This is a genomic window from Candidatus Venteria ishoeyi, from assembly GCF_030378065.1.
Taxonomy (GTDB): domain Bacteria; phylum Pseudomonadota; class Gammaproteobacteria; order Beggiatoales; family Beggiatoaceae; genus Venteria; species Venteria ishoeyi.
On the sequence record NZ_JAUCGJ010000033.1, the window covers coordinates 17,931 to 31,733 of the forward strand.

10 protein-coding genes are annotated in these 13,803 nt (G+C 44.4%); all 10 read right to left on the bottom strand.

The features are described from left to right. Positions 1–2,434: coiled-coil domain-containing protein (locus QUF61_RS11900; RefSeq protein WP_289681866.1), on the bottom strand; the 2,434-nt coding region annotated here is incomplete at its 3' end. Between the two features lie 220 nt (positions 2,435–2,654). After that, positions 2,655–5,219, bottom strand: coding sequence for a methyl-accepting chemotaxis protein (locus QUF61_RS11905; RefSeq protein ID WP_103920305.1), 2,565 nt, complete (start codon positions 5,217–5,219; stop codon positions 2,655–2,657). A gap of 38 nt (positions 5,220–5,257) precedes the next feature. Next, the gene (locus QUF61_RS11910; RefSeq protein WP_103920304.1) at positions 5,258–5,782 is read right to left on the bottom strand and encodes a chemotaxis protein CheW; all 525 of its coding nucleotides are present in this window, start codon (positions 5,780–5,782) and stop codon (positions 5,258–5,260) included. 258 nt (positions 5,783–6,040) lie between these two features. Then, the gene (locus tag QUF61_RS11915) at positions 6,041–7,138 is read right to left on the bottom strand and encodes an ABC transporter substrate-binding protein (protein WP_103920303.1); all 1,098 of its coding nucleotides are present in this window, start codon (positions 7,136–7,138) and stop codon (positions 6,041–6,043) included. A gap of 168 nt (positions 7,139–7,306) precedes the next feature. Then, a complete protein-coding gene (locus tag QUF61_RS11920; protein ID WP_103920302.1) occupies positions 7,307–7,672 on the bottom strand; it encodes a response regulator in 366 nt (121 codons plus the stop codon). A gap of 71 nt (positions 7,673–7,743) precedes the next feature. Further along, positions 7,744–8,568, bottom strand: coding sequence for a response regulator (locus tag QUF61_RS11925; RefSeq protein ID WP_286019373.1), 825 nt, complete (start codon positions 8,566–8,568; stop codon positions 7,744–7,746). 261 nt (positions 8,569–8,829) lie between these two features. Further along, a complete protein-coding gene (gene zapD, locus QUF61_RS11930; protein WP_103920301.1) occupies positions 8,830–9,684 on the bottom strand; it encodes a cell division protein ZapD in 855 nt (284 codons plus the stop codon). 75 nt (positions 9,685–9,759) lie between these two features. Next, positions 9,760–10,395, bottom strand: a complete 636-nt coding sequence (gene coaE, locus QUF61_RS11935) for a dephospho-CoA kinase (RefSeq protein WP_289681867.1) — start codon at positions 10,393–10,395, stop codon at positions 9,760–9,762. 980 nt (positions 10,396–11,375) lie between these two features. Beyond that, the gene (gene speA, locus QUF61_RS11940) at positions 11,376–13,340 is read right to left on the bottom strand and encodes a biosynthetic arginine decarboxylase (protein WP_289681869.1); all 1,965 of its coding nucleotides are present in this window, start codon (positions 13,338–13,340) and stop codon (positions 11,376–11,378) included. Further along, entirely contained in the window at positions 13,337–13,795 is a 459-nt protein-coding gene (locus QUF61_RS11945; RefSeq protein WP_286019371.1) for an RT0821/Lpp0805 family surface protein, read from the bottom strand. The genes speA and QUF61_RS11945 overlap by 4 nt, the downstream gene beginning before the upstream one ends. Positions 13,796–13,803 lie beyond the last annotated feature (8 nt).

Sequence of the window (13,803 nt, forward strand, 5' to 3'; positions counted from 1 at the left end):
CAAGTTCAACATCCAGTGCTGCATCCTGCTCAATAACAGGCTCTGCTTGCAGGGTTTCAGTCTCTTCCAACTCTTCCAAATCGGCTAAGCTGTCTGCTTCATCTAAACCCAAATCATCAAGTTCAGGCAATGTTTCCTCTGTGAGTTCAACATCCAGTGCTGCATCCTGCTCAGCAACAGGCTCTGCTTGCAGGGTTTCAGTCTCTTCCAACTCTTCCAAATCGGCTAAGCTGTCTGCTTTATCTAAACCCAAATCATCAAGTTCAGGTAATGTTTCCTCTGTGAGTTCAACATCCAGTGCTGCATCCAGCTCAGTAACAGGCTCTGCTTGCAGGGTTTCAGTCTCTTCCAACTCTTCCAAATCGGCTAAGCTGTCTGCTTCGCCTAAACCCAAATCATCAAGTTCAGGCAATGTTTCCTCTGCAAGTTCAACATCCAGTGCTGCATCCAGCTCAGCAACAGGCTCTGCTTGCAGGGTTTCAGTCTCTTCCAACTCTTCCAAATCGGCTAAGCTGTCTGCTTCGCCTAAACCCAAATCATCAAGTTCAGGCAATGTTTCCTCTGCAAGTTCAACATCCAGTGCTGCATCCAGCTCAGTAACAGGCTCTGCTTGCAGGGTTTCAGTCTCTTCCAACTCTTCCAAATCGGCTAAGCTGTCTGCTTCATCTAAACCCAAATCATCAAGTTCAGGTAATGTTTCCTCTGCAAGTTCAACATCCAGTGCTGCATCCAGCTCAGTAACAGGCTCTGCTTGCATGGCTTCAGCCTCTTCCAACTCTTCCAAATCGGCTAAGCTGTCTGCTTCGCCTAAATCTAGCTCATCAAGTTCAGGCAATGTTTCCTCTGTGAGTTCAACATCCAGTGCTGCATCCAGCTCAGTAACAGGCTCTGCTTGCATGGCTTCAGCCTCTTCCAACTCTTCCAAATCGGCTAAGCTGTCTGCTTCGCCTAAATCCAACTCATCAAGTTCAACATCCAATGCCGCATCTAAATCAGCTAAGTCGGCTTCGTTATCAGTTAACACCCGTTCATCCAAATCAGGTGTTGTATCAAGCTTATCATCCAGTTCAAGCAGTATTGCATCCTCTTCTTCAGATGCACCACTTAAAATGGCAGCATGAGCGTCAAGCAATGAGTCTTGTGTGGTTTCAGATGCAAATGCAAATTCATCTTCAAGTTTTTCATCAAACGTATCCAAATGTAAATCTGCTTCCTCTATTAATGCTGAAAAGTCGGCTTCATCTTTATTGTCATCAAGTAAGACTGGCGTCTCTTCATTTTCCGCTTGAATTTCCTGCCTAAGGACTTGTTTGTTATCTTCCTGAATTTCCTGTTTAAAAATTTGCTCATCATCTTCAGCAATCTCTCTGGCAAGATCGTCCCAGGAAATACTGGCAATGTCTCCAGATAAAACAGATTCAGTGGCTTCAGTTGTTTCTGCTTCAGTTTCTTCAATGTCGATTGACACGGGCAAATCAAGCGTTTTTTCCACTGACACCGGCATAAGCGTATTGTTTTCAGGTGCCATATCTTCATCGAGTAAGCCGGATAAACCCATTTCAGCCTGTTCTAACTCGATATCTGCATCGGTTAATTCCATAATTTCATCAAGTGGCTGTTGTTCAGCCACTGATTCAGAAAGTTCCGAAAGAGGAATTTCATCAAAATCGGACGCCGCCTCAGTTTCGAGTTCAGACAAATCATCAGTAATGAGATCATCCAACTCAGTAACCGGTTCTGCAAATGCCAAGTCTTCCGTTTCCATACCCGCTAATTCAGGCAAGGCCATTTCAGCCTGTTCTAACTCAATATCTGCATCGGTTAATTCCATGATTTCATCAAAATCGGAGCTTATCTCGGTTTCGAGTTCAGGTAAATCCTCAGTAATGAGGTCATCTAACTCGGTAACCGGTTCTGCAACAGGTTCAGAGCCTGATTCCTCATGCGCTGTGATTGTGGATGTTGTTGGCGATGCCATGAAAGTTTCTGGCGTAACACCTGCATCTTCTGCCAGTAAGTTTGATAAATATGAAGCTTTTTCTTGCGAAAGAGGGTTTAACCAGCAAGAATTTTGTAAATATTGTATTAATGCCTGCTGTGTTTCAGGTGCTTCAGGCTGTTTCAGGTAGGCGATAATTAACTGGGGGCAACGTTCTAGCTCCAGACAGGCGCGCTGTTTATCTGCTGGTTGTTGAACCGTAAGTTGCAATATATGCTGACTGGTCAGTGTGCAAATCATTTGCAGACCTGACAATTCCATCTGCGCAGCCGTCGCTGCAATGCTTTGAACATAAGCAACGGCTTGTGAAATCGCTTCGGAAAATGCTGGCTGCGTGGAATCTTCCTGTTCAGCGACCGCCAATATATTTTGTAGAATATAGGTATTTTCTACAATATTTTTTCGCAGTGTGCCTACCATTTCAGCATCAAACATGATTCAAACCAGCAAATATAGAGGTTGAAAACTTAGGAATGCACATGGCATAAATTCGACAGGATTCGTGCAGGGTTTTTTCATATTTTCAAGGCGTAGAAACAGGCGCATAGTTATTCTATGTAACTGTTTCTGCAACGCAGAAAATAAGAAAAAAAACCAGCGAAGGTGTCGAAGTTGTTTCATGTGCATTTCTTAACACCCGTGAAACGCAAAGGCATCAGGCCGTGGGCAAACGGAATACACGAATAGACTCAATGAGCTGGTTTGCGTATTCCACCAATTGATCAGTTTGTACGATCTGCTCCTGCAACTGTCGCCCAGTCTCTTCAGAAGTGGCCTGAATTGACAGCGCATGTTCACGTAACTCATTACTGATACGCGCCTGTTGTTGTGAAGCCATCGCAATCTGTTCAACCACTTTTACCAGGTTGGCTGTTGTACCCTGGGTTTCTTTCATTTGCTCACCGGCACGTTCCGCCAGTCTGGAACCTTCAACCACCTGCCCAATGGTTTTATCCATGGTGGCAATGGTATCGTTGGTTTCCACCTGAATGTTTTTCACCAGGGCCGAAATCTGCGAGGTCGCGTTACGGGAGCTTTCCGCAAGACGCTGTACCTCATCCGCTACCACCGAGAAACCGCGACCGGCTTCACCGGCTGCCGCTGCCTGCATACTTGCGTTCAACGCCAGTACGTGGGTACGCTCTGCGATGTTGTTAATGATGTCAACGATACCACTAATTTCCTGGGAACGTTCACCCAACCGTTTAATACGTTTTTCTGTTTCGTGAATGGTTTCACGAATTTCACTCATCCCGTTTACGGTTCCGGTTACTGTTTCCAGCGCAGTTTGTGTGGTACGTGTTGCTTCCGCCGCAATTTCGTTACAGGATTGTGCCACTTCCGCAATTTTATTCATCGCTTCAGATGCTGCTGCCAGCTCGGTCATGGTGGTCGATACCACTTCACGTTCCGCGTCCGCCACATCAGATACGTTATGCGCCTGGGTTTTCACCTGACTTGATGCGACTTCCACCTCATCTGAAATATTACGTACATTAAGCAAAACCTTACTGGTCTCTGATGCCATCTGGTTAATAGCGTCAGCCAGCGGGCCGGTTACGTCCTGGGTTACCGGTACCTGTACCGTCAGATCCCTTTGACTCAACTGGAACGATGCTTTCAACAGTTCAATAATCGAGTTATTGAGCATCTCATTTTCTTTTTCCGCTTTCGCCAACTGACTCAAGCGATCATCAAGCAAGCTGTTAAACGCTTTACTCAAGGTCTCCAATTCATCATTGGTTTTAATTTCAGCACGCGCGGTAAAATCACCTTCCGCAACCCGCGATACAATGGCTTCCATGTGGTTAATGGGACGCGCAAAGAAAACCGAGAACAAGAGTCCTAATAACGCGCCACCGAGCAGTACACCCACACCAATCAACCAGGAGCCATCTCCAATCCCGGTTTGCAGGGTTGCCAATTGTTCCAGTGATTCATCTTCAGAAAGGTTAGAAAAAATTGCCCAGGATAGGCCAGGTACGTTAATCGGTGCAAAAGCGGACAGTACAAATTCGCCTTTATAATCCTCAAACAAGTCAAACCCGGTCACGCCTGCAAGTGCGGCTCGCGTTCCTGGGTTATCAACAATCTGCAAACCCACCGTGGTATCTTTTTGTTCCATTTCTGAAATGATGTCAGCAGGTGTGCCCATGCCTTCAACCATCATCAGATAGTTTTCTTTATCTTCCACAAATGAGCGACTGTCGTTACGCATGGTACCATCAGTCGCCACGATCACAGTTTCCCCGGAACGGCCTGACTCATCCAGACGCCAAGCACGGTCATAGGTCATAATGTCGTTAATTTTATCGATGGGAAGCTGGAATACAACCACACCAATTTTTTTGGTAGCGTCAAACACGGGGACGCCAATAAATGCAGCCTGCTTTTGGTAGGATGGCAGATAGGGGGAAAAATCAACTAATTTAACATGGTCTTTGGTGGATGTAGTTTCTTCCAGCGCGGCATAAACCTGACCCAAACCAGATTCTGCGTACGGCCCATCTTTCAGCGAAGTGGCAAAATCGATACTCTTTAATACGGAATAAACAATATCACCATTATTATTAATCAGAAAAATATCTTCAAATACAAATCGCTCCATAAAATTCACCATACTGGGGTGATATTCTGCATGCAAAGTGCTGTATGAAGAACCATCCTTGGCTCCGATAAATTCTTCTTTAGTACCCAGGGGATTAGGGTTATTGGCAATATAATAATATTGCAAGGCCAATGTGGTCGGTGATAAGCGACCTAGAACCTCGGTCATGTTGGGCGTTTGATCCGGATTTAATGATTCATACTCATCAGAAAAGCTACCTGAATAATATTCATCAACCACCTGGGTAAATTCTTCAACCGGTAATTCGCTGGTTTCTTCCATGCCCGGCTCAGGTGGCCCCTCCATCATTTCGCCGCCACTTTGTGCCACTTCTTCGGTAAAGCCACCAAAAGACTCCGATAAAGATTTCAGCATATTAACCGTGGTGGGTTCATTAGAGAAAAACTGTAATTGATTCGTCACCAGTTTGAAGTAATCTTCAATCTGCTGTTTTTTGGAATCTCGAATCGAACTAATATGACTCTGTGATTTGCTTTGCAGTGATTGCTCACCAATACCGACAGCAATGTTGTTAATCAAATACGCGGTAATCACAACCGGTATCACCGCCAGTACAATGGAACCCAAAATCATTTTCGATCTGATTTTCATATAACTTGTCTCCTTATCGCCATATCATCTGTAGTAAGTTATGACGCAATTTTTCCTGCAAGAGATTCAAAAAATGCTTCATGTTCAAAATTAAACCAGATTTCATCATTTTGCTCATAGCCACTGGGCGCATAAGCTGTAAGCGCATCAGGCAAGGCGGGCAAATTTTCCATCTTGTCACTTTCATGAAAACGTTGTTGGCTGGGCAGTTCGCTGATAGGCAGCGCGGCGGCGGCTTCGCCTTGCCCAAGTACCAGCAACATACGTTTTTTTCCCTGAACTAAATCCAGATTCAACAAAACACCCAGTTCAAATACAGGAATTAAGTTACCGCGCAGATTAACCAGCCCTGTTAACCACTCTGCTGTATTAGGCAGTGAACAGATACTCCCCATTTCCACCAATTCACTGACTGTATTTTCAGCAATTAATAATCCGATATCACCAATCTTAAAACCCAGGCGACGAAAAATAACTTCCTGCTGGGCTTTATGTTCACTGGCTTCAGGGTAAATAAACTTGCGTCCAAGTACCTCGGTAGGGCGTAATCGTTTATTTTTCATAACAAATAACTAATTAACATGAGTTCGACATAAGGATATTTATCCCACAACAGTTAAATTCAGTACATACTATCAATCACTTAGGAGCGAGAATTTTATAACTTCAGCAACTTGGCTGGTCTTTTTCTCCATTTTCTGCGTTCCGAAAACAGTTACATAGCTTGCTATGCGCCTATTTTCGCGCCTTGAAAATGAATAAAAATCCTGCGCCCAGTTTCTGTATTTATTTTATCCTCACTCCTTAGCATGTTATATAAATTAGCCTTCATCAACCTCAGGTGGCGCAATAAAGTTCTGCAATGGTTGCGCGTTAAAGTGGAAACGATCCGGTGTACGCCCTGGGTAAGACACCCAGGTGCCGACTTCGGCATCATTAGCCAGCTCATGACGTCCCATAAAAAAGCGAATATGGCGCATGGTTTTTTTCATACGGCGATCACGAATGACAGACAGTGCTCTGGCAGGTGTTTCAGTAAATTCAATGGCATCAAAACGCGCTTCAATTGTTTCACGATTCAGTTCGGTCAGGCTCGCAAACGCATCCAGCGTTGCGCCACGCCGATTCCCCTGCAAGCGTTCCATCATAGTGAACCAGGTTGCCAGCAGAGCACGGGCAAAGTTAGGATGTTGATCCAATGTTTCTCGGTGTACGATTAACAAATGACTGATTTCCCGGGGTACTTCCTGGCTGGAGAATAAAACTTTTGCATTTTTTTGTTCGATGAGTTCGCCAGTCACTGGGTTCCAGGAAACAATACCTGCAATTTCAGGAGTATCAAATGCAGCAATCAAATCTAACTCAGATGTATTTGAAATACTGACTTCATCAAAATCAATTTGATTACGTAATAAATAGCGATCCAGTAAATAATGGGCTGTTGAGCCGGATTCCAAGGCAAGGTTTTTATTTTTTAAGTTCGCATCATTTTCTGCGGGAATCAGCAGGGCATCGTTACCCTGGCTGTAACTGCTGATTAAGATAACATCAACTTCAATGCCCCGGGTTGCAATTTTTGAAATACCGTCAATATTGGTAACCACCACGGCATCCGCTTCACGACTGACAAATTTATTAATCGCACCTTCGTAATCGGCTTCTTCAAAGGTAATGTCAACGTGATATTCTTCACTATACTGCTGAAAAACATCTTCTTTTGCAGCCAGAAACCAAGGCAGCCAAGGCAAATATTTTGGTACAACCAATTTTAATTGTGCAACATCGCCCTGTGCTGTAACTTCTTCTGTTGAAGTGCCAATGGCAATGCCTTCTAACATATCACAACCGCTGAAGGTCAGTGTTAAAAGTACAATAATAAAGGCCCGACCAATCATCGATAGCTTACGATAAAATATCATGTCACGATGTCCTGTGGAATAATGAGATAGTGTTGCATTAGGGTAGTAAAAAAAACACCAAATAACAAGTTACAAGGGGAAATTAAAGCGTTTTTTTAGGTTATCTTGCTAACCTATTGTTTATATTAGAAGTGCGCCCTTTTATCTATTTGGGCGCACAGACACATATTACTGAAAAGCGTTAATCTGCTCAATAATTTGTGCGGGTGTATAAGGTTTTTGTACCAGCGATTTGCCGCCTTGCATTTCAGCCCACATTCTATCCGCCTTTTGTCCTTTACTGGTAACAAAGATAATTGGAATATGCTTGGTTTTGGGTTCATGGCTGATTTCACGACAGGCCTGATAGCCATCCATTTGCTGCATGACCACATCCATAAAAATAAGATCCGGCATTTCTGTGGCGGACTTATCAATTGCTTCCTGGCCGGAACTTGCGGTAATCACCTGATAACCTGCATCTGAAACGATATTTTTCAAATTCAGCAGATCCACAGTTGAGTCATCAACGACCATGATTTTACTAATTGCCATGTTTTACTCCTCACTTTGTTTTTTTATTAAAATGAAAACGAAAGTGCAATAATATAAAGGGTTAAAGGAATTTAGGAAGTCTGTTCAATATCTGGCAGAAACTTTTTAATGACGGCCTGTAACTGTTCCTGCTCTACGGGTTTGGTCAGATAGAGACTGGCACCTGCCATTGTGCCTTTTAACTTGTCAAACCGGGAGCCTTTTCCGGTTAACATGATAATAGGGGTGCTTTTAAAGTGCTTATTTGCCCGTAATGTTTTACACACTTTATAACCATCAATGCCTGGCATCATAATATCCAGGAAAATAATATCGTAATCCATGCTGGTCTTGGCATGTTCTAATGCCTCTTCACCCGTTTCAGCATAGTCAATGTTCATACCAAATAAACCCAATTGGATTTCCATGGACTTACGCACTGCTGCACTGTCATCAATGACCATGGCTTTGATGTTCGATTTACTGGCCTGTTTTGCACTGCTGGCTGCATCTTTCAGCGCTTCATTGGCGGCAGCATCAAGCTCTTGATCTTCTGCCCCCACCACCAGTTCCGGCACATATTTAAGTGCATCAATTGTCACTTTATCAAGTATTTCCAAGACCCTTTTTAAGGTCAATGGACGCCGTAAAATCGTTTCATTGGGTCTGGCTTTGACGGCTCTTTTGGTGACCTTGACAATCGGTCCACCTTTATTTTCAGCCGCAAAGCTTTTCCAGGCCGCAATAGCTTTAGGATCATCGACATCGATCAAAAAAATATCAGCAGAGGCTGAATCTGCTTGTCCTACCAAGGCATATTTGCGACTGCGTGATGCGGCCAGTTTAAAAATACTGCCCAGGGTTTTTTGTTCATTGGCAGCCATGCCAAACAATGCAACTTTAAAGACCTTATCCATATATTATCTCGCTATTCATAGAATATACGCCAGTGTCTAAACGCGCTGACAACGCTTAAGATACACGCAAACCTGTTGCTATATCAAGGTGCGACCTAAAAAATAATGTAAGAAGCAATTGCTAAACCTGTTGTGATCGGCATAGCAGCGTTACGGCAAGTGCGAAAAAACCTCATGTACTCTTGCACATGCCGTTTTTTCACACTTGCCACGCCTTGTTCTGTCTTCGTTCATGACAGTTTAGCAAATAGCGTCTAACGATTACATAAAACCGCAGCAATGTAATTCAAAAGGGATATTTTTTATTGTTTGTACAGGTTTGTCGCGTAATTGTTGATGTTCAAAAAAACGCAGGTTGAACCGATGTTTACTCCCGCTGATTTCTGGATAACACGGACTATCCTCCGATAAAATCACCCGAATCATCTGGCAAGGCTTTTGGGTTTCCGGTTTAGACTGGAAAAAACCTTCTGCCGCAATCTCTTGCGAAGCCTGCACATTTTGTCGGGTAAGATATAAATTTAACGCATTCGCTTCACGTAAAGGTTCAAAAGCATTAAGCCATTCCTGCAAATCATGTTGCCGTTGCTTGCTGCGCTTTCTTGACCAATAATAATAAGCGGGTAAATCAAACTGACAGGTACCGCCAGGAATGCCACTGCGCTGGCGCACGCTGCTTAATAAATGATGCTGGTTCAGCACTGCGGCAAATGTACCCTCCAACGCAATCACGGCATTTTTAATCATCAATAGTTTATCCAATAATTGCTGTAAGCGCTCAGTATCAACCTGTGGTATTTTCTGCCATTGTTTCAGGGTTTGTATATGTGTTTCCAAGTCTTTGATTAAATCTGGTTTTAAGTCATTTCTGGAAACAAAGTCCAGAATTTTAACAATGCCTTCCAGCGCAATACGGCTATCCCAGGATGATAAACCATTCATGCGATGGGTGACACATTGAAATAAATGTTCCAGCCGCAACCAACCCCGTATCCGCTCATTAAGCGGCTGTTCATAAATAATTTTATGTTTCACCAATGCCTGCTTCGACAGGTTGCTATTTTCTGCTTCACCAAACGCTTCTGTATGAAAAGAGTCGGTATGTGCCAAGGCCATTTTTATATCCTTAAGTCTGTACAATGGAAACAATAAACAGGTTTTTACCCGTCTTAAATCTCCTTATTCTCCTTTTTATGGCATCGGGTGATGAAAATTTTTCAAATAAAATTGATGCAGTTTTTCCACTTTCTTATGTAATTCTGATAATGTTGTATTATTGTGAATCACATCATCGGCATACGCAAGTCGAGTTTGTCTTTGACACTGCGCAGCCAGGATATTAGAAATGATGCCAGCGTCCAGATTATCACGTTGCTGTACACGTTGACGTTGCAGTGATTCCGGGCAATCAACTACCAATACGCGCTGCGCCTGCCGTATTAATGCATCTTGATTGTGCCGGGTTTCAATCAGTAAAGGTACACTAAAAATACAATAAACACTGTTCAGGTGTGCAATATTTTGCAGCATTTTCTGGCGAATGCGCGGGTGTAAAATCTGTTCCAATTGTTGTTTTTTAACGACATCTCCAAAAATTTGTTGGCGCAATAATGGGCGATTTAATTGTCCATTTTCCAACAAAACCGCCTTGCCAAAAGTCGCTACAATATCCTCCAGGGCGCTCTCTCCAGGCTGCACGAGCTGTCTGGCAATCACATCAGCATCTTCCACAGCTACGCCAAGCTGGGCAAAAGTATTACTGACCTGGGTTTTACCGCAGGCAATACCCCCGGTTAAAGCAACGATATTATAATGTTTGGCTATCAAGCAGACTCCAGTTTTTTCAATTATTTTATAACAGTCACAGCTGGTTTATTTATCATCATGCCAAGAAAATCGATTCTTTTTCAGCTTTAGTTAAGATTACATGGATAGTGGTTTTTATTTTTCATGCACAAGGTTAAAACCTTCGCCTTTCAGGCGAACAGATTTATCTCTAATGTTTAACGGTAAAACTTAAAATATGGGTTTTAACGCTAACACCCCAAAGGGGTATTTTAATATAGCCTGGGGCAACGCCCCACTACCATTAACTTAAAGAGTCCAATCCTCGGATTGGGAGTCTAAAAAGCACATCCAAGCCAAGGCTTGACCTCCTTTAAACTTTTGTGCCAGTATTAAGTTTAGACTTTTGGTTAAAAATTATTGCTTTATTCTCATTGGGTGAGCAAGTATATCCCTGAAAGGGATAAACATACTAGCCTGGGGCAGCGCCCCAGGCAGGTTATTTTGTTGAATTAGAGCCCTGAAAGGGCGATACATCAGAGGGCGCATCATTTATGTATCGCCCTTTCAGGGCTCTGGTATCATCACATTACAAACCCAGGGCGTTGCCCTGGGCTAGTATGTTTTGCCCCTTTGGGGCTTGAATACTTTCTTAAGTTAATGGCAGTGGGGCGTTGCCCTGGGCTAGTATGTTTTGCCCCTTTGGGGCTTGAATACTTTCTTAAGTTAATGGCAGTGGGGCAACGCCCCAGGGTAGAGAATGACACGGATACAATTCCAGGGGTGTTACCCCTGGCTATATTAATGCGCCCCGTTGGGGCTAAACAACAGAGCTTGTCTGCCCTGTATCTCGGCTTTCAACCGCCAAACGCTCTAACCCACCCGTCTTTTAGCGGGTGGTTGTTTATTTTCCATTGACGAGGTTAAAACCCTCGCCTGTTCTGTAGCGCATTGGCTGCAAGCTTTTCAGGGTTGATTTGAGAATTATGTCACATATCCCAGGGTAGTACCTTCGGCATGGATTATTGCTCCAGATACGTATAAGCCTGCAAACCCGCCTGCAACTCATCCAGATAACTGCGTTGCTGTTGCGAGTTTAGCACACTATTTTGCAGACGTTGGCGGTATAAGCGGCGAAAGCGGTTGACATCAAAATGTACATAATTAAGCATATCCTCAACACTGTCACCCGGTTCAATCTCATCCAGTTGATAAGCTAAGGCGCTTGTTACTTCCGATTTTGCTTGCCCATGTAAACGCACGTTTACCGCATGGGTGTCACCAAACAGGTTATGCATATCACCCAGAATTTCCTGATAAGCCCCCACCATAAACACGCCTAATAAATAGTCCTCGCCCGCTTGCAGCTTATGTACTGGCAAGCTGCTTTCTATGCCCAAAGCATCCACATAACGCCGGAACTGTCCGTCAGAATCACAAGTTAAATCCTGCAAAATTGCGCGTGATTGTGGTTCCTGATGCAGGTTTTGCAAGGGCAGAATGGGGAAAACCTGAGAAATCGCCCAGGCATCGGGCATGGATTGAAACAGAGAAAAATTACAAAAATATTTATCCGCCAGTTTCTCATGTAATTCATCTAACACTTCGCGGTGACTGCGGATATGCGGCTGTAATAAGGGCTGAATCTGTTGGCAGGTGGCAAAATATAAATGCTCGGCACAGGCGCGTTGCGCTAAATTTAATAACCCATGATTAAACAGATTATGCGCTTCTTCCATCCAGTAACAGGCATCATGCCAGACTTCCAGTAAAGAACGCTGATTCAGTGCCTGTAAACCTGCCCTCATTTCCTGAATAACAGACGGCTCCTCCATTTGTGGCGGCGCAGGCTGTGCTTGTGGCAGGCTCTCCACATCCGTGACCTGTGTCACCAACATTGCATGGTGCGCAGTCAGCGCGCGCCCCGATTCACTGAGTAAATGCGGTTGTGCTAACTTGTGTTCCACACAGATACGGGCAAATGCAGCAACCACATCATTAGCATATTCCTGAAGGTTATAATTCATGGAACAATCAGTGCGTGATTGTGAACCTTCATAATCCACCCCCAGCCCACCGCCAATATCAACATGGGCCACCGGCGCACCCAGTTGATGTAATTCATAGTAATAACGCGCAGCTTCATTTAATGCGTGTTGAATGTCACGAATATTGGCAACCTGAGAACCCATGTGGAAATGCATCAGTTGCAGCCAGTCAATATGCCCCGCTGCCTGCAATTGCTCTATCATCTCCAGCACCTGCGAACTGGACAGACCAAATTTGGCTTTTTCACCACCGGTATTCTGCCATTTACCCGCGCTGATACTGGCCAGTCGTACCCGCACGCCCAGCCTGGGTGTCACTTGCATCACCTGGCTGTGTTGCAGAATAAGCCGCAGTTCACTGAGTTTTTCCACCACCAGATAGAGTTCCAATCCCAGTTGCAGGCCAATCAACGCCAGCCGGATATATTCTTCATCTTTGTAACCATTACAAATGACGATACTGCCCACTGGCGCTAAGGCTAAAACCGCCATTAGTTCCGGTTTGCTGCCTGCCTCCAGACCCACCCGGTATTGTTTATCCTGCCCAGCAGCAAGAATTTCCTCCACAACCGTGCGTTGTTGATTGACTTTAATGGGATAAATAACGGTATAGTGGCTCTGGTAAGCTTCTGTTGCTTTTGCTTTAGCGAAAGCCTGACATAAAGCCTGTACCCGGTGCTGTAAAATCTCTGGAAAACGGAGTAAAACCGGCAGCCCCAAGCCTTGTTCCCGTAATTGTTTAAGCAATTGCAGCAAATCAATGCTGGATGGCTGCTCAGTCATGGGCTGCGCTTGTGGACAGACTTGCAATACACCGTTTTCAGCAATTTGAAAATAGTGTTCAGACCAATAAGGTAAACGATATAATTCTGCGGATTGTTGCGTACTCCAAGTCTGTTGCAATGCCAGGTCTGCCGGTTTTAAGTTGGCTTGTTTCATTGTACCTGCCAAGTACCATCGGCTTGTTTGCAGGCGTTGCCATAAATGGTTTCCTTGCGCCCATCAATGGTAGCAGTGGTACTGTATTCACGACAGACTGCACCACTCTGGCGATAAACCGGATCGGCAATGGGGGTGACAGCATATTGAGTCTTGGTATTAGGGTTGTACCAGCTATCTGTTTGATGGGTGGGCGTATGCATCACTGCCTGTTGCATTTTCATGCGATCCATATCATCCATAGTCTGACCAATCGCACCGCCAATCAGCGCGCCTAACATACTACAGGCAATAATCGCGGCGGTATTCCCCGAACCTCTGCCAACGCCAGCACAGGCTGCGCCACCTGCCGCACCACCCAGCCCCGCACCAATCATACGTTTATCACCATAACCACCGCAGGCAGTCAGTAACAACACCAGTAATGCACTCAAAGCGATTAATTTATTCATCATATTTACCC

What these genes read in the sequence shown, in the direction of transcription:
- QUF61_RS11905 (WP_103920305.1), bottom strand. Translation starts at nt 5,219, where the DNA reads ATGAAAATCAGATCGAAAATGATTTTGGGTTCCATTGTACTGGCGGTG.
- QUF61_RS11910 (WP_103920304.1), bottom strand. Translation starts at nt 5,782, where the DNA reads ATGAAAAATAAACGATTACGCCCTACCGAGGTACTTGGACGCAAGTTT.
- QUF61_RS11915 (WP_103920303.1), bottom strand. Translation starts at nt 7,138, where the DNA reads ATGATATTTTATCGTAAGCTATCGATGATTGGTCGGGCCTTTATTATT.
- QUF61_RS11920 (WP_103920302.1), bottom strand. Translation starts at nt 7,672, where the DNA reads ATGGCAATTAGTAAAATCATGGTCGTTGATGACTCAACTGTGGATCTG.
- QUF61_RS11925 (WP_286019373.1), bottom strand. Translation starts at nt 8,568, where the DNA reads ATGGATAAGGTCTTTAAAGTTGCATTGTTTGGCATGGCTGCCAATGAA.
- zapD (WP_103920301.1), bottom strand. Translation starts at nt 9,684, where the DNA reads ATGGCCTTGGCACATACCGACTCTTTTCATACAGAAGCGTTTGGTGAA.
- speA (WP_289681869.1), bottom strand. Translation starts at nt 13,340, where the DNA reads ATGAAACAAGCCAACTTAAAACCGGCAGACCTGGCATTGCAACAGACT.
- QUF61_RS11945 (WP_286019371.1), bottom strand. Translation starts at nt 13,795, where the DNA reads ATGATGAATAAATTAATCGCTTTGAGTGCATTACTGGTGTTGTTACTG.